Consider the following 17,092-nt stretch of genomic DNA (forward strand, 5'->3'; position numbering starts at 1 on the left):
AAGCCATTGCGCAGGGAATGTCGGATGTTCTCCGCTGCCCTGTATGCTCGTGTGCAGCTTTCTTAGCACAATCGCACGCGAGACCGCGGGTGCAGCGCGCATCCGGCATTCCCTGCGCCCTCTGAATTGAGAGGGTGGAGAATTTTCAACAACTCGGGCGCAATGCGTCGCGAGAATGCGAACACATATTCAGTTGTCGTCACCCGCGAAAGCGGGTGACCCAGTATTCCAGAGACGCTGATGATAGAACCGAGAAGCTGCGGCGTACTGGATCCCCGCCTGCGCGGAGATGACAGCGTCGTGTGGGGCCGCACTATCTCCGTCATTGCGAGCGCAGCGAAGCAATCCATGCATCTGTTATGCCGAGACGTGGATTGCTTCGCGGAGCCTGTCATCGGGCGGCGCTGCGCGCCGACCCGTTGGCTCGCAATGACGCGGATAGACCCCCGGCGTGTTGCGATGTCAGCCTTGACGCGCGCTGAACTTGCGCGACAAATGCATCTGTCATGAACGCATCTGAATTGCAGAAACTCAAGGACTGGCTGGTAGATGGCGCGCGGTCGGCGGCGAACCCGGCGCTGGCGATGGCGGAAGTTTGCGAAGGGCTGGTCAAGGCGGGCATCCCGCTGTGGCGCGTCGGTGTTTTCATCCGGACCCTGCATCCGGATATCTTCGGCCGCAATTTCATCTGGAAGGCCGGCGCCGAGGTCGAGGTCGGCACGGTCGATTTCGGCATCCAGGATACGCCGGGATTTCACACCAGCCCGCTGTCAATCGTGTTCACGCAAGGACGCGAGGTCAGGGCTCACACCAACGATCCGGAGGCCGCGGCGCGTTTTCCAATTGTCGAGGATATGCGAGCCGAAGGCGCCACCGACTATGTCGCCCTGCCGCTGCCGTTCACCGACGGCGCCATCAACGCCTCGAGCTGGACCACCAGGCAGCCGGGCGGCTTTACTGACGAACAATTGAACGCATTGCATTCGGTGCTCCCGCCGCTGACGCGTTACATCGAGATCATCAGCCTGCGCCGCACCGCCATGAGCCTGCTCGACACCTATGTCGGCAATCGCGCCGGCGAGCGGATCCTGGCCGGGCAGATCCGCCGCGGCCACACCGAATCGATGAATGCCGCGATCTGGCTGTCCGATCTGCGCGGCTTTACGGCGTTGTCCGACCGCCTGCCGTCGGAGACGGTCGTGGACATCCTCAACCAGTATTTCGACTGCCAGGTCGCCGCGATCCGCTCCCATGACGGCGAGGTCCTGAAGTATATGGGCGACGGATTGCTGGCCGTGTTTCCGATCGACGAATATGTCGGCGACGAGCAGCAGGTGTGTTCGAAGGTGCTCGAAGCCGCCCGTGAGTCCCGGGCCAGCGTGATGGCAATGCGGTATGCGATCGGGGACACGATCGAACGTTTTCGCTTCGGTCTCGCCCTGCATGTCGGACCAATTCTCTACGGCAATATCGGCGGCGGCAACCGGCTCGACTTCACCTGCATCGGGCCTGCCGTGAATCTGGCGGCGCGGCTGGAAAAGATCGCCAGCCGCCTGCAGCGCACGGTGGTGGCATCGGAAGGATTCGCCGGCATTTGCCGGGGAGGGTGGAGCGACCTTGGCGAGTTTCCGATTGCGGGATTCTCGAAGGCGGAACGCGTCTTTGGTTTGGCCGACGAAACCTCGCCGGCCTAGCCGCGGTCAGCCTGCTCCGCTATTCCTCGGGCTCGGTGGTGAACAGCAGCGGATAGCCCTTGGCGCGGCCGGCGTCGGTGGCGCGGGTCGCTTTGGTCTCGGCGACATCCTTGGTGAAGACGGCGACCACGCACACCCCGCGGCGGTGTGCGGTGATCATGACCTTGTGGGCCTGATCTTCGGTCATGCGGAATTCGGCCTTCAGCACCGTGACGACGAATTCGCGCGGGGTGTAATCGTCATTGACGAGGATAACCTTGTGCAGGCGCGGCCGTTCGGTCTTGGTTTTGACCTTTGTTTTTGGCTTGGCGACGGTATCGATCATTCCTGTGGCGGCTCCGAGCAAAACAGCTCCGCGCCGTTGTCAGCCGGCGCGGCAATCCGCCAGGCGCTGCGTCATGCTCTGATCGCCGCGGCTGACGGCCGTCTCGATCAGTTTACAGGCTCCGGGCCGGTCCTGAAACTGGGCGTTCTGCGACAGTTTCAGGTCGATCAGCGCGGCCATCGCGCCGGGTTCGTCGAGTTCCGCGGCCTCGGTGGCGTAATAGAGCAGATGTCTGGGATTCTTGATCCGGACTTCGGGGTTGCCTGCGAGGATGCGCACCACGTCGATGCGCGCGTCGAGGTCCCAAACGCCGGCCTGGTCGAGCAGGTTCGCCGCCTGCTGGACGTCGCGGGGCACCACCGTGCCTTCGAGGTAGAGCCGACCCAGCACGCCCTTGACGCCTGTCGTGTCGGTGCGTGCGGTGAGCAAAGCGAGGGCGCGCCTGGGATCGGCGGGGCCGCCTTCACCGGCAATCAGCATTTCGGCCAGCGGTGGCGGCGCACCGCCGGGATCGGGCCGCAGCGACTCTTCGAGCAGCGTGCGCGCGCGAACCGGGTCGTCCTTGCGGATGGCGATCGCCAGCTCCCGCCTGGCGCCGAACGCGCCGGCCGCTGCCATTCGCTCGAGGATGTCGATGCCGCGGGCGCGTTCGTCCGGCCTGTCCGACGTCACCAGCAAGCGGCCGAGCAGCACCAGCAGGTCGGCCTTGCTCGCGTCTTTCGCCGGGTTGGCGACCGCACGCTCGGCCCAGTACCGCGCGGCAACCGGATCGCGTTTCACCGTAGAACCACGGTCCAGCAGGATCGCGAGCATCTGCGTGGAAAAGGCATGTCCGAGTTCGGCCGCCTTGCGCAGCGACTGATCGGCCTCGGCGCGCGTCACCATCGGCACCTTGTCGAGGTCGCCGCGGTCCCAGGATTTGTGATGCTCATAGAGTTCGTAATAGGCCTCGGCGTTGCCTTGTGCGGCGGCCTCGCGCAGCAGGGCCAGCGCCTCGACCTTCCTTGCGTAGGGCATCGACCGCGCCACCGCGACCTTGAAATGGGTATTTTCGGGCTGATTGACCAATGCCAGGGTGCAGCTCTCGCTCCGCAAGGTCCAGCGGCGGCGCAGCGCCTCGTCGCTCATGTAGCTCTTGGGATTTTCGGAAAGGCGCAGACAGAGTTCGCTGGCATTGGCCGAATTCAGCGCCGGTTCCGCTGGCGCAGCCTCGGGCTGCGCCGCGCCCGACAATTTCGGTGGCAACAACAGCGCCGCCGCGACGGCGAGCGTGGAAAACAGCAGGACCGACGGCACGACCGCGCGCGGCGACATTCGCCGACGCACAATTTCGGGACGTTTCGGGGGTATGTCCATGTCCACGCCATCTGCGGCCTGGTCGCCGCACGCCCCTTCTGTCGCGGTGAATGCCGGATTTGTTCAATCGGAGATCACGGTATTGCTTCGCTCTGTGGCTGATCCTCACCATCGCGAATCGAGGCGCGGCAACGCTTGCCTCGAATCGAGGCAGTGGAGAGCTAACCCAAATGTGAAGGACAGATGATATCTGCCCTTTGCGCGGCGCAATTTGCGTGTCACCATTGTCGCCAGTCGACGGGAGGGCAGCGATGCGCTGGTATGTCTCGATCGGAGCTGTGCTTGTGGCAGGCGTACTCGCCGGTGGCGATGTCGCGGGGGTCGCCGCGCCGGGCACAAGGAACCAACTTGGCCATCCGCCAGGCCTTCGATTGGCGGACAAAGCAGCCAACCCGACCGTCGATGTCGAACTGGTCCTCGCCGTCGACGTCTCCTATTCGATGGACATGGATGAGCTGGCGATACAGCGCGAGGGGTACGCTCAGGCCATCGTCTCCAAGGAGTTCCTGCAAGCGCTGAAGACCGGCCCGCACGGCAAGATCGCGGTGACCTATTTCGAGTGGGCGGCTTCCACGGACCAGAAGATCATCATTCCGTGGCGATTGATCGATGGTCCGGAAACGGCGGATGCCGTTGCCAACGAGATCATGAAGACCCCGATCCGTCGGGCGTCGCGCACCTCGATATCGGGTGCGATCAATTTCGCCATGCCGCTGTTCGACGAGAATCCGCATCGCGGGTTGCGGCGCGTGATCGATATTTCCGGCGACGGTCCGAACAACAACGGTGGTCCCGTCGTCGTCGCCCGCGATGCTGCACTGGAGAAGGGGGTCGTCATCAATGGTCTGCCGATCATGGTGAAGGAGCCGTCCTATTCCACCATGGATATCGACAATCTCGATGCCTACTATGAGGATTGCGTGATCGGGGGGCCCGGCTCGTTCGTGGTGACGATCAAGGAGCGCGAGAAATTCAAGGAAGCGATCCGAACCAAATTATTGCTCGAAATCGCGGGCCGCACGCCGGAACGGCCGGTGGTGCCGGTTGCAGCCAAGGAGAAGGAGCCGCGGGTCAATTGCCTGATCGGTGAGAAGATCTGGCAGGACCGCTGGGGGCGGTGACGTCGTAGGATGGGTGGAGCGAAGCGATACCCATCATCGCTACTGCAACGGCGGTCGATGGGTTTTGCTTCGCTCAACCCATCCTACGATTTTTTCCGCACGAAGCGCGCCACCAGCTCGATATGCGGCGTGTGACGAAACTGGTCGACCGGGGTCACGCCCTCGATCGTATAGCCGCCGTCGATCAGGATTTTGGCGTCGCGCGCGAAGGTCGTGACGTTGCAGGACACCGCTACCACTGTCGGGATTTTGCTCGCCGCGAGCTGCGTCACCTGCGCCTGCGCGCCCTGCCGTGGCGGATCGAACACGATCGCATCGTAATCGCGCAGTTCCTGCGGCATCAGCGGCCGGCGGAACAGATCGCGCGCCTCGGCCTTGACCGGCTTCAGCCCCGACGTCGATGTCGCGGCCTTCTGCAAAGCTGCTACCGCATTTGCGTCGCTGTCGAAGGCGGTGATCCGCGATCTGGTGGCGAGGCGAAGCGCGAACGGGCCGACGCCGCAAAACAGGTCGGCGATATGCTTGGCGCGCTTGCAGTGGCCGGCGACCAATGCTGCGAGCGCTTCCTCGCCGGCCACGGTCGCCTGCAGGAACGACCCGGGCGGCAGGGCTAGCTGGGCGGCACCGATGCTGACGACCGGCGGCGTTCGCATCAGCACCAGTTCGCCATGGCGCGTCAGCCGCGCCAGCTTGTGCCGCTCGGCGACATCAGACAATCTTGTGATCAGCGCTGTCGCAAGCGCGCCGGAGCCACGCACGTCGACATCGAGGCCGCTGCTGGTGGCCGTGATCTGAATGTCGAGCGGCTTTCCAACCGAGATCAGCGGTTCAGCGATCGCCCAGGCGGCCTCAAGCGCGCCGTCCAGATGCGGGTCGAGGATCGGGCAACGGTCGATCGGGATGATATCGTGCGAACCGGCCGCCGCAAAGCCAACCTTGAGCACTTCATGCGTACCCATCCGCGCGTGCAAGGTGATGCGGCGTCGGCCAAGGCCATGGGCGTCGATCAGGGGGGCGACGTCGCAAGCAATCCCGGCTTGCGCCAGCGTCGTGACCACGATTTCCCGTTTCCAGGCGCGATAGGGCGCAGCGTCCCAATGCTGGATGGCGCAGCCGCCGCAGACGCCGAAATGCGGACAGAAGGGTGCTATGCGCGCCGCGCTGGCGCGTTCGACCTTGATCAGGCGTCGGCGGTCGGGATGACCCGGCACGTGCTCGACCTCGACGGTTTCGGTGCCGAGCGCGTAGGGCACGTAGACGCTGATGCCGCCGGCCGTGACGACGCCGTCACCGCGGTGGCCGACATGGTCGATGACAAGTTGTTCGGCTTCAGCCACGGCGCGCACCGAGGAAGAATTCGAAGTTGCCGTCGCCGCCGGTGATCGAGGATGGAAATACCTGGATGTCGGTGCAGCCCTGCGAGGTCGCGAATGCCGCGATGTCGTCGCAAATTTCCTGATGCACCATCGCATTGCGGATGATACCGCGCTTGGAGTGCTTTCGTGCCGCCTCGAACTGCGGCTTGATCAGCGCCAGCAGATGCGTCGGCGCCGCCGCCAGCGACAGCGCCACCGGCAGCACCGCCTTCAGCGAGATGAAGCTCACGTCGATCACGACGATGTCGGGTCGTGCGGGCAGGCGCTTGCCTTCGAAGGCGCGAATATCGGTCGCTTCCATCGAAACGATCCTGGGATGGCCCTGCAGCGAGGGATGCAGCTGGCCGTGGCCGACATCGATCGCGAACACGAGGCTGGCGCCGTTCGCGAGCAACACCTCGGTGAAGCCGCCGGTCGATGCGCCGACGTCGAGGCAGACATGGTCTTCGATTTCGATCGGATATTGTTCCAGCGCGCCCGCCAGCTTGACGCCGCCGCGCGAAACATAGGGATGCGCGGGTTGCCCGGCGAGATTGGCGTCGGCGGCGATCAGGTCGGACGCCTTCGCGACCGGTTTGCCGTCGGCCGTTACGCCGCCGGCCTCGATCGCGGCGCGGGCGCGAGCCCGGCTTTCGAACAGGCCGCGTTCGACCAGCAGTACGTCCGCGCGCTTGCGGGAAGCAGTCTTGTTGTCGTGCGTGTCAGCCAATTTTCAGCTCGATTTACCTTTGACGTGATCCACCGCCAATTCGACGCAGGCCTCGAACGCGGTGAGGTCGTGCCAGACATCCGCAGACAGCTGACGCGGTGTCACCAGTGGGCAACCGTGCAGATCGAGCGCATGAATCATCATGAGATTATCCGGCCAGCCGAAATCTTCCACCGTAAGCCCCTCCGGATCGACGAGCCGCCCGTCGGCAGATGTCGTCACGTCGCACATTCGCGCGACGCGATCGCGATAGACAGTCGGGTCGTTGCTGTAGGCGAGACAGAATTTGCCGCGACCCGCCGCATAGCCGAGTTCATAGACCGTACCGGCGTCGGCACTGGGGCCCCGAAATGGCGTCAAATTGGCAATAATGGCATCCGCCGCATCCATCATCGCTTCATTGGCCTTGAAGATCGTAAGCGAAGCGTCGCTGGCCGACAGGTCGACGAGATTATCGAGCGGATAAAGTCCGGTCAGGCCTTGGCGGGCGCAGATTTCGGCCTTGCGCCGTCCGATCTCGATCGCGTCTGGCAGGAATACATCGGGGCCTGCCAGATAGATCTTCATGGGATCACCGGGTATTTCAGGCGCGTTTTCTTGACGCGAACCGGTTCCCACCCCGGATCAAATCCGGGGCAGGCCTTCGCCTGAAAACGCCATGCAATCTCAGGCGAGCTTGACCGTCTCGGCCTTGTAATCCTTGCCGAGCGCCTCGAACACCTTGGCCACGATGCCCTTGGCGTCGAGGCCGGCATAGGCATACATCGCGTTCGGCGAGTTATGGTCGATGAACTCGTCGGGCAGGATCATCGCGCGCATCCGCAGTCCACCGTCAAGCATACCGTTGTCGGACAACGTCTGCATGACGTGCGAGCCGAAGCCGCCGATCGAGCCTTCCTCGATCGTGAGCAGCACTTCGTGCTCGCGCGCCAGCTTCAGCACCAGATCGACATCCAGCGGCTTCATGAAGCGGGCGTCGGCAATCGTGGTGGAAAGGCCGTGCGCTGCGAGTTCGTCGGCGGCCTTTTCGCATTCGGCCATGCGCGTGCCGAACGACAACAGCGCGATCTTGCTGCCCTGGCGGACGATGCGGCCCTTGCCGATTTCGAGGGGAATGCCGACTTCGGGCATCTCGACGCCGCGGCCTTCGCCGCGCGGATAGCGCACCGCGCTCGGACGGTCATTGATCGCAACCTGCGTGGCGACCATGTGAACCAGTTCGGCTTCATCGGAAGCGGCCATGATCACGAAGTTCGGCAGACAGCCGAGATAGGCGTTGTCGAACGAGCCGGCATGGGTGGCGCCGTCGGCGCCAACGAGACCGGCGCGATCGATCGCGAAACGAACCGGCAGGCTCTGGATCGCCACGTCGTGGACCACCTGGTCATAGCCGCGCTGCAGGAACGTCGAGTAGATCGCACAGAACGGCTTGTAACCTTCGGTGGCGAGGCCGGCCGCGAACGTCACCGCGTGCTGCTCGGCGATACCGACGTCGAAAGTGCGGTTGGGGAAAGCCTTGTTGAAGATATCGACGCCGGTGCCCGACGGCATCGCCGCAGTGATAGCGACGATCTTGTCGTCCTTCTCGGCTTCCTTAACGAGGCTCTGGCCGAATACGTTCTGGTAGGCGGGCGCGTTCGGCTTGGCCTTGGCCTGCGCGCCGGTGGCAACGTCGAACTTGACGACGGCGTGGTATTTGTCGGCGGAGGCTTCGGCCGGGCCATAGCCCTTGCCTTTCTGCGTCACGACATGAACCAGGATCGGGCCGGTCTCCATGTCGCGGACGTTCTTCAGCACCGGCAGCAGATGGTCGAGGTTGTGACCGTCAATCGGACCGACATAGTAGAAGCCGAGTTCCTCGAACAGCGTGCCGCCGTCCATCATGAAGCCGCGGGAATATTCCTCGACGCGGTTGGCGCGGTTGGCGATGATCTTCGGCAGGCGCTTGTTGATCTGCTTTGCCGCCTCGCGCAGCGTGCGGTAGGTCTTGCCCGAGTAGAGTCGCGACAGATACGCGCTCATCGCCCCAACCGGGGGCGCAATCGACATGTCGTTGTCGTTGAGGATCACGATCAGGCGCGAGTTCATGGCGCCCGCATTGTTCATCGCCTCATAGGCCATGCCTGCTGACATCGAGCCGTCACCGATCACGGCGATAATGTTGTTCTTGCCGCCGGAGAGGTCGCGCGCCACGGCCATGCCAAGGCCGGCCGAAATCGAGGTCGAGGAGTGCGCGGCGCCGAACGGATCGTAGTCGCTCTCGCTGCGCTTGGTGAAGCCGGACAGACCGCCGGCGGTGCGCAGCGTGCGGATCCGATCACGGCGGCCGGTGAGGATCTTGTGCGGATAGGCCTGGTGGCCCACGTCCCAGATCAGGCGGTCACGGGGCGTATCGAAGACGTAATGGATGGCCGTGGTCAGTTCGACGACGCCGAGGCCGGCGCCGAAGTGCCCGCCGGTCACCGAAACCGCGTCGATGGTTTCCTGGCGGAGCTCGTCGGCAACCTGCTGGACCTGCTCGATCTTGAGCTTGCGAAGGTCATCGGGGGTGCGGATGGTATCGAGAAGGGGCGTCTTACTAAATTCGGTCACAGCGATATTCCAATTTTGCATGTCGGAGCGAATGGTCCGACGCGAGATGGATTGCGCGTTAACCGCGCAGCGAAAATCCAGAGCCCGGGTGCCATCTCGGCAGGCCGATTTCTGATTTGAAAGCCAAGATACACTCCGGATCGAGCCATGTGATCTACATCACGCTGGTCCGTTTAACCCTTCCCGGTCAGTTTCTTCAGCCATTTGAAGAACTTGCTTCCGTCGGAAATGACCGGCAGACCCGCTCTCCACAGCCCATAGAATTGCAAGCTTTACACCAAAGCGGCGGCCAAAGCCAACCCGCTGCTAGGTCAGGGTTCCCGGCCGTTCGGTTCAAAAACCTCGATTTTTTAACCGCTCCGGCGGGCGGAAGGTTCCATGCCGCCTAAATCGTCGGCATCCGGCGCGCCGGCCCTGGCGGTTTCGATCCGTTTCCAGGCCCATTCGCGCGCAGCCGGATCGCCGGTTGCAACCGCCAACGCGGCATCCGGAACGGCCATGCGCGCGCTCAGGGGGATCGGTCCGCAGACGATCATGAAGAAATCGTAGGCGTCGGGCTGTTCGTTGGCCATCACGAACTGGAAATGGACCCGGAAGAACTGCCAGCGGAAAGTCTCGTAATGGTCGGCCCGGACGATGTCGCGGAAACGCACCGCCACGATGGTGGGATTGCGCCTGATGGTGCCGACCTCGATGCCGTGGCTCTTGATCGGATCGAACTGGTAGAAGTTCATCACGTCCTTGCGTGCCTGGCAGTCGATCCAGTCGATCGACGGCTCGACGGCGAGCTGGCGCAGATGCTCGCGGAAATCCTTCGCCGCCGCGTGGAAGCCGATGATTGGTAAATTGCCGCCGATCGTCAGCAGTACGATGCGCGGACCGTGACGTCCCAGTGCGGGGTCGAGCTTGAGCGCGCGCGCCAGCATTTCGGTGCCCAGGAATGATCCGGAACTGTGGCCGACAACGACGATCTCTTCGGCGTCACTCGAATGCGCCACATTGACGAGGTGCTGCGCGAAGCGGTCGAGGCGCTGGTCCCAGTCGGGGCGGGCGCGGTGCGCAAAGTCCCAGGTCCAGATCCAGTCGGACAGCAGATAGAGCACGTAAGTGCTGTTTTCGGTGTATTTCAGCAGGATGCCGAGCAGTGCCACGAATATCGCGATCGAAGCGGCAATGCTGAAGGGCGCCGGGATACCCAGCGCATCGAGGCCCTTCATGAATACGAAGGCGATGCCGGCCGAGCCCAGGGCTTCCAGCAGCAGCACGAAATGCGGGTAGGTGATGAAGGCCGCGAAACGCCAGTTCGCACGTGTGAAGCGCGCGAGCGTGCCGTTGAACACCAGCCGCCAATAGATCCAGACCGCGTTGAGAACCGTGCGCCAGATCGGCGAGGCGAGGTCGCGCTGGATGAAGTCTTCGAAGCGCAGGAAGTCGTAGCTGGTACGGGTCTGCCAGTCGTCCGCCTTGGTCTCGATGGTCCAGGACGCCATCTCGTCGTCGGCTGCTACCTTGGGCCGGCTGATGGTGGCGGAAAGCTGGTACAGCCGGCCGAATTTCCGCAGTTCGGTACGGAACATGCGATAGTATTGCGCCAATCCGCGCGGATCGTACCCCTGTATGTAGATGATATGGCGGTGCTGAACGCGCACGAACTGTCCCCGGGTGCTGGCCGGACTATATCAGGCCGTTTTGCGCGCCAAGAACTAATTCGGCGGCTAATTGGGTAGCTAATTCGGCCGCTACTCGGCCCCTTGCGGGATGGCGGGTGTCACATTCGCCTAATGTTCCCGATTATTGCACGTCGAGCGGCTCGGTGCCGGTCACCTGTCCGCTGGCATCGGTGGTGATCTTGTCGACGCGGGCCTCGGCCTGCCGCAGCAACTCCTCGCAGCGCCGCTTCAGGGCCTCGCCGCGCTCGTAGATCGCAACCGATTCCTCAAGCGGGACCTTGCCGTCCTCGAGCCGCTTGACGATCGATTCAAGTTCCTCGATCGCGCGCTCGAAGCTCAGCTTTTTGACGTCCACTTGGGTGTTTTCGGCCATATTGTGTTCCCGGATGCGCAGATCAAATCGTGATGCGCAGAATCAAACGAAGTTTTTGCGGGCGTATTGTGGCGAGGTTTCAGGCGCCCATCAATGCGGTGACATGGGATGCGACCGACTCTTTCAGCCCCTGCAGATCGTAGCCGCCTTCCAGCACCGAGACCACCCGGCCACCGGCGCTTGCATCCGCGACATCCATCAGCTTGCGCGTCACCCAGCCGAAATCCTCCGCCTTCACGTTGAGCGAGGCCAGGGGATCGCGGAAATGCGCGTCGAAGCCGGCGGAGATGATGATGAGTTCGGGGCTGAATTTCTGCAGCTGCGGCAGGATCAGGTTTTCGAACGCCATGCGGAACTTGACGCTGCCGTCCTCCGACGCCAGCGGCGCGTTGACGATGGTGTCGTGCTCGCCGCGCTCGCCGGAGGCGCCGGTGCCGGGAAACAGCGGCATCTGGTGCGTCGAGCAATACATCACGGTCGGATCGGACCAGAAAATATCCTGAGTGCCGTTGCCGTGATGGACGTCGAAATCGACCACCGCCGCGCGCGCGATGCCGTATTTCCGCTGGGCATGGCGGGCGGCGATCGCGGCATTGTCGAAGAAGCAAAAGCCCATCGGCTTGCTCACTTCGGCATGATGGCCGGGCGGGCGGACCGCGACGAACGCGTTGTGATGGGCGCCGGACATGACCGCGTCGGTCGCGGCCACCGCACCGCCGACGCCGCGCATCACAGCTTCCCACGTCCCCGGCGACATCGAGGTGTCGCCGTCAATATAGATCAGGCCGCTGGTGGGCGCGATGTGGCGGAGTTCGCCGACATAATGCTCGCCATGGCACAGCGTCACGGAATCAAGACTGCCTTCCGGCGCTTCGCCGCGCACCAGCGCCTTGAAGCGGTCCTCGCCGAGCACCTCGGCGACCGCGCGCAGCCGGTCGGGACGCTCGGGATGTCCCGGCGGCGTCAGATGGTCGAGACAGGCGGAATGCGTCAGTAACAGCGTCATGCGAAATCCTGGCGTGCGGGCGGGCCGCGAACGCACAATCTAGGCGCTCGGCGGCCGCTCGGAAAGGGCCATGGTTCCTTCCCGCGGGGGAGGCGGACTGCACCTCAGTTGATTCGGGCGATGCGATTGACCGCACCGGGGGCGACCGGACTGTTGGCCAGGAAATAGCTGTTCAACGCGTCGATGTCGTAGACGCCGATTCGCGGGGCGGTTCCTTGGGTGAGGACCGTAAAGCCGTCGCCGCCGACCGCGAGGAAATTGTTGACAGTCACGCGATAGCTCCCGGCGGGGTCGATCGGCGCGCCGTTCAGCGCCATTCGCTCCGGGAGAATGCGCTCGCCGTCCGGCTTGCTGTTGTCCCAGGCGTAGCTGAAACCCTTCGAGACCTGCAGGATCCGCGGCCGTTTCGGATCGAACCATTGCTGCTCCAGCATGTCCTTGATCTGCTTTCCGGTCAGCGTCAGCGTCACCAGTTGGTTGCGGAACGGCTGGCTCGCGAACAGATCGGCATAGGTCACGGCGCCATCTTCCTTGCGCGTGATGTCGATGCGCACGCCGCCGGGATTGGTGAAGGCCATCACCGCGCTGCCGTTCGCAGGCGCACTGGTCGCGGCCAGTTGCGCGTCGGCGATGACGTCGCCGAGCGGGCTCTCGCCGGCATTGTTGGGCACGCGCGACAGCGTTTCCGTGATCGAGCCCGCCGGACGGTTGGCGATCGGCGCGGCAACCCTGTCATAGGCTTCGATCAGCGCGGTCTGCTCGGGATTCTTGGCGTAGGCCTCGGTGCGGACGATGGTGTTGTTGGCCCTGGCGCTGACGATGTCGCGGCTGGCCGGATCGAGCTTGACGTCGATGGCGGTAACGATGGTGCCGTATTTGTCGCCTGACGTGACCAGCCTGCCGTCGATCTCACAGACATAGGCCTGATGGGTGTGGCCGGAGACGACGATGTCGACCGCCTTGTCGAACTTCCTGACGATATCGACGATCGGGCCTGATATGCCCGGGCACTCATTGTAGTCGCCGGTCGGCAGGCCGCCTTCGTGAATCAGCACCACGATGGCCTCGACGCCGCGCGCCTTCAGTTCGGGGATCAGCGCGTTCACCGTCTCGGCCTCGTCGCGGAATTCGAGGCCGGCGGCGCTCTCCGGCGAGATGACGTTGGGCGTGCCCTTCAGGGTCAGGCCGATGAAGGCAACCGGAATGCCCTCGAAGGTTTTGATTTCATAGGCGGGAAGCACGGTCTTGCCGGTCGCCTTCTCGAAGGTGCTGGCGGCCAGATAGCGGAATTTCGCGCCGAGGAAGGGATGCGGCCCCTGACATTTGTCGACGGGATGGCAGCCGCCGTTCTGCATGCGCAGCAGTTCGGCCTTGCCTTCGTCGAACTCGTGATTGCCGACCGAGGAAATATCCAGTCCCATCATCGACAGCGCCTCGATGGTGGGCTCGTCGTGGAACATCGCCGACAGGAACGGGCTGGCGCCGATCAGATCGCCGGCAGCGACGAAGATCGAATTCTTGTGGCCGTCGCGAAGTTCCTTGACCAACGTTGCCATGTGCTCGGCGCCGCCGGCGGCGACGAACATCTTCTTGGTCTTGTCCTCGGGATCGGCGATCCGGATCCCGAACTGCGGCGGGCGGAGATAGCCGTGAAAATCATTGATCGCGAGAATGCGCAGATCGATGGGGGCGGGGGTTTGGGCGAGGGACGCGGCGGGAGCCAGCATGATCGCCGAAACAAGGATGTGACGAAGGAGAATTTTCATGGAGCTAACATGCGAGAGCGGTTTTCTGATTCCCCGTCATTGCGAGGAGCGTAGCGACGAAGCAATCCATTCTTCCTTTATGCGGCGCGATGGATTGCTTCGCTGCGCTCGCAATGACGGATGGGGAGGGAACGTCTTTCCCTCTACCCCTTCTTGCGGTCGAAGAATTTCTTGAACGCTGATATCGCTTCCTTGGAGCGCATCCGTTCGCCGAACAAATGGCCTTCCTGGTCGATCCGGCGGGTCATGTCCTCCGGCTGCAGTTTCAGCAGCTTGCGCGAGATCGCCACCGCTTCGGCCGGCAGCGCGCAGATTTCGCGCGCCACCTTGCGCGCTTCGGCCTCGGTATGCCCCGGCGCCACCACGACGTTGACGAAGCCGGCGGCGTGCGCATCGTCGGCGCTGAATTTGCGTCCCATCACCAGCATCGCGAACGCGCGCTGGTGTCCCATGGCGCGGGGCGCCAGCAGGCTGGAGGCGCCTTCCGGCACCAGCCCGAGATTGATGAATGGTGTCGAGAACGTCGCGGTATTGCTGGCCAGCACGTGGTCGCAATGGAACAGCATCGTGGTGCCGATGCCGATCGCGATGCCGTCGACGGCGGCGATGATCGGCTTGGTGTTGTGCGCCAGCGAATAGAGAAACTTTGCGGCGTTGGAGGCGCGGGGCAAATCGGGATTGGAGGTGCCGTCTTTGAGGAAATCCTCCAGATCGTTGCCGGCGGTGAACACGCCGGAGCCGCCGGTGATGATAAGGCAGCGGATGGCCGGATTGTCCTGCGCCTTGTTGATCGCATCGCTCATCGCGCGATACATGTCCTGGGTGATCGCGTTCTTCTTCTCGGGCCGCCGCATCGTGATCACGCGCGTTGCGTCTTCGTCGGACACTATGATGTGTTCGGTCATGGAGTTTGTCCCTGAACAGGCCGGCGACAGGGCCGCTGGCGAATAATCACACTATATCCTACATGATCATATCCTACATGATCATATCCTACATGATCCCGAAGACCCAAATCGCCGCGCTTGTTTTTCCTCGCGATAAGGATGATGCCATGCACCTCACCGGAATTCACCACTTGACCGCGGTTTCGGCGAAGCCGCGCGAGAATCTGGCCTTCTACACCGGCCTGCTCGGCATGCGGCTGGTCAAGAAGACGGTCAACCAGGACGACGTCAGCGCCTACCATCTGTTCTATGCCGACGGCAAAGCCAATCCCGGCACCGACCTTACCTTCTTCGATTTTCCGGCGGCGCCGGAGCGGCGCGGCACCAATTCGATCTCGCGCACGGGCTTGCGGGTCGCGGGTGAAAAGACGCTCGGGTTCTGGCGCGACCGCCTCAAGGCGGCGGGCGGCGTGACTGGCGATGTCATCGAGGTCGACGGCCGGCTGACGCTGCCGTTCGAAGACGGCGAGGGGCAGCGCCTGGTGCTGGTCGATGACGGCGGGGCTGGCGCTTCCTCGCCCTGGGAGCGCAGTACGGTTGCGGCCGAGCATCAGATCCGCGGTCTCGGCCCGATCGTGCTCACCGTGCACGATCTGCCCCGCACCGCGTTGGTGCTGACCGAGGTCATGAACATGCGCCGCGTCCGCGACTATGCCGCGCACGGGGCGCGGATTCACGTATTCGCGATGGGCGAGGCAAAGGACGAGAACAATCCCGCCGCCGAACTGCATGTGCTCGAGGACAAGGCATCGCCGATGGCGGGGCAGGGCGCGGGCGGCGTGCATCATGTCGCGTTCCGCACGCCCGACGAGGCGCAGTATCATGCCTGGACGCAGCGGCTGAACGAGTTGCGCGTCCGCAACAGCGGCGAGATCGACCGGTTTTACTTTCGCAGCCTCTATTTTCGCGAACCCAACGGCATCCTGTTCGAGATCGCAACCGACGGCCCGGGCTTTGCGACCGACGAGCCGATGGAAACGCTCGGCGAGAAACTGGCGCTGCCGCCGTTCCTCGAACCGCGCCGCGCGGCGATCGAGGCGGGGCTGAAGCCGATCGGGTAGAGGTATGACCATCGCTCTTTCTGCGAATGAAGCGGCGACGTTCGCCGAGATCGGCGCGCTACGCATGCACGCGGCTCTTGGCGCGCCGGAATTGCGGGACCTTGAAGATTCGGTCGCCAATTTGCCCGCGGATCAGGCCGGCATCAGGCTTCACGGCAATGCCGAGGTGCGGCGATTTCTTGCGCCGCCGGGAGCCGTTTGGAGAGTCGCTGCCGCGGTCCTCGGTGAAAGCTGTCATCCCGTCAGAGCCATTCTTTTCGACAAGACAGTTTCGACCAACTGGGCGCTTGCCTGGCATCAGGATCGAACGATCGCCGTCGCTGGACGCGTCGAGGTCGCGGGCTTTGGTCCCTGGACCGTCAAAAGCGGATTGCTTCACGTCGCGCCGCCATTTGACCTGCTGGCCGGCATGGTGACGCTGCGCGTTCATCTCGACCCTGTACCGGCGACGAACGCGCCCCTTCTGATCGCGCCGGGATCGCACCGGCTGGGTCTGATCCCCGAACCCGAAGTAAAGAGCGTGGTTGAAAAATGCGGGAGCGCGGTCTGCCTGGCCGAGGCCGGCGATATCTGGCTCTATGCGACGCCTATTTTGCACAGCTCGGAAGCGGCCAGCGATCCGGTTCATCGAAGGGTCCTGCAAGTTGATTTTGCCGTCGGCGATCTTCCGGGTGGCTTGAGCTGGCTCGGGGTGTGAAGAGCGCGTAGCCTGCTTCTTGCTCGGTGTCGTCCCGGCCTTGAGCCGGGACCCATACTCCGCGGCGGTTGTTGTTGCAGAAGGTCGCAAACGCCTGCGCTCTCACCGATGGGCCGCGGCGTATGGGTCCCGGGTCAAGCCCGGGACGACGGCTGTGTTTGTCGCTGCAGCATTATCCAAACACACCTTCGCATTCTCGCGGCCTGATAAGCCCGAGCTTTGCCAGAAATTCCTTGCCCTCAAAATTCAGAGGGCGCAGGGAATGCCGGATGCGCGCTGCACCCGCGGTCTCATGTGCGATTGTGCTAAAGAAGCTGCACATGAGCATACAGGGCAGCGGAGAGCATCCGACATTCCCTGCGCAATGGCTTTACGGCTTATGACGCGCTCTCCCCGGTG

Annotated in this window: 15 protein-coding genes; 4 read left to right on the forward strand and 11 right to left on the reverse strand. The window is 63.3% G+C overall.

Annotated elements, in window-relative coordinates; all coding sequences use genetic code 11:
* Positions 1-506 precede the first annotated feature (506 nt).
* Positions 507-1,694 (forward strand): adenylate/guanylate cyclase domain-containing protein, encoded by a 1,188-nt coding sequence (locus JQ558_RS36470; protein WP_212296690.1) that lies wholly within the window; start codon positions 507-509, stop codon positions 1,692-1,694.
* A 19-nt stretch (positions 1,695-1,713) separates the two neighbouring features.
* Here the strand turns inward: JQ558_RS36470 and clpS are convergent, their stop codons facing one another.
* Both clpS and JQ558_RS36480 read right to left on the reverse strand, forming a co-directional pair.
* Positions 1,714-2,019: an ATP-dependent Clp protease adapter ClpS gene (gene clpS, locus JQ558_RS36475; RefSeq protein WP_211999152.1), complete on the reverse strand. Its 306-nt coding sequence runs from the start codon at positions 2,017-2,019 to the stop codon at positions 1,714-1,716.
* Between the two features lie 39 nt (positions 2,020-2,058).
* Positions 2,059-3,333 carry an SEL1-like repeat protein gene (locus tag JQ558_RS36480; RefSeq protein ID WP_212296691.1) on the reverse strand — a complete coding sequence of 425 codons (1,275 nt, stop codon included), beginning with the start codon at positions 3,331-3,333 and terminating at the stop codon, positions 2,059-2,061.
* A gap of 293 nt (positions 3,334-3,626) precedes the next feature.
* Here JQ558_RS36480 and JQ558_RS36485 point away from each other — a divergent pair, with 293 nt between their 5' ends.
* Positions 3,627-4,496 (forward strand): DUF1194 domain-containing protein, encoded by an 870-nt coding sequence (locus tag JQ558_RS36485; protein ID WP_212296692.1) that lies wholly within the window; start codon positions 3,627-3,629, stop codon positions 4,494-4,496.
* 83 nt (positions 4,497-4,579) lie between these two features.
* On the opposite strand, the gene JQ558_RS36490 is transcribed toward JQ558_RS36485, so the two are convergent.
* The 9 genes from JQ558_RS36490 to JQ558_RS36530 form a co-directional block, all read right to left on the reverse strand.
* Positions 4,580-5,833, reverse strand: coding sequence for a methyltransferase (locus JQ558_RS36490; RefSeq protein ID WP_212296693.1), 1,254 nt, complete (start codon positions 5,831-5,833; stop codon positions 4,580-4,582).
* Positions 5,826-6,581, reverse strand: a complete 756-nt coding sequence (locus tag JQ558_RS36495) for a TlyA family RNA methyltransferase (protein ID WP_212296694.1) — start codon at positions 6,579-6,581, stop codon at positions 5,826-5,828. Before JQ558_RS36495 ends, JQ558_RS36490 begins: the two co-directional genes overlap by 8 nt.
* A 3-nt stretch (positions 6,582-6,584) precedes the next feature.
* Positions 6,585-7,148, reverse strand: a complete 564-nt coding sequence (locus tag JQ558_RS36500) for a nucleoside 2-deoxyribosyltransferase (RefSeq protein WP_212209003.1) — start codon at positions 7,146-7,148, stop codon at positions 6,585-6,587.
* 99 nt (positions 7,149-7,247) lie between these two features.
* Positions 7,248-9,194, reverse strand: a complete 1,947-nt coding sequence (gene dxs, locus JQ558_RS36505) for a 1-deoxy-D-xylulose-5-phosphate synthase (protein WP_212209004.1) — start codon at positions 9,192-9,194, stop codon at positions 7,248-7,250.
* A gap of 329 nt (positions 9,195-9,523) precedes the next feature.
* Complete coding sequence (locus JQ558_RS36510) at positions 9,524-10,822, reverse strand: hypothetical protein (RefSeq protein ID WP_212296695.1); 1,299 nt, start codon at positions 10,820-10,822, stop codon at positions 9,524-9,526.
* Positions 10,823-10,964: 142 nt separating this feature from the next.
* Positions 10,965-11,216, reverse strand: coding sequence for an exodeoxyribonuclease VII small subunit (locus tag JQ558_RS36515; RefSeq protein WP_065730974.1), 252 nt, complete (start codon positions 11,214-11,216; stop codon positions 10,965-10,967).
* A 79-nt stretch (positions 11,217-11,295) separates the two neighbouring features.
* The gene (locus tag JQ558_RS36520) at positions 11,296-12,222 is read right to left on the reverse strand and encodes a histone deacetylase family protein (RefSeq protein WP_212209006.1); all 927 of its coding nucleotides are present in this window, start codon (positions 12,220-12,222) and stop codon (positions 11,296-11,298) included.
* Positions 12,223-12,326: 104 nt separating this feature from the next.
* A complete protein-coding gene (locus JQ558_RS36525) occupies positions 12,327-13,988 on the reverse strand; it encodes a bifunctional UDP-sugar hydrolase/5'-nucleotidase (RefSeq protein ID WP_212276287.1) in 1,662 nt (553 codons plus the stop codon).
* A 143-nt stretch (positions 13,989-14,131) separates the two neighbouring features.
* Positions 14,132-14,893 (reverse strand): crotonase/enoyl-CoA hydratase family protein, encoded by a 762-nt coding sequence (locus tag JQ558_RS36530; protein WP_212209008.1) that lies wholly within the window; start codon positions 14,891-14,893, stop codon positions 14,132-14,134.
* A 149-nt stretch (positions 14,894-15,042) separates the two neighbouring features.
* Between JQ558_RS36530 and JQ558_RS36535 the strand changes: the two genes are divergently transcribed.
* Positions 15,043-15,996, forward strand: coding sequence for a ring-cleaving dioxygenase (locus JQ558_RS36535; RefSeq protein ID WP_212296696.1), 954 nt, complete (start codon positions 15,043-15,045; stop codon positions 15,994-15,996).
* A gap of 4 nt (positions 15,997-16,000) precedes the next feature.
* Positions 16,001-16,693, forward strand: coding sequence for a phytanoyl-CoA dioxygenase family protein (locus JQ558_RS36540; RefSeq protein ID WP_212296697.1), 693 nt, complete (start codon positions 16,001-16,003; stop codon positions 16,691-16,693).
* Positions 16,694-17,092 lie beyond the last annotated feature (399 nt).

This window comes from Bradyrhizobium sp. AUGA SZCCT0160, from assembly GCF_018130105.1.
Taxonomy (GTDB): domain Bacteria; phylum Pseudomonadota; class Alphaproteobacteria; order Rhizobiales; family Xanthobacteraceae; genus Bradyrhizobium.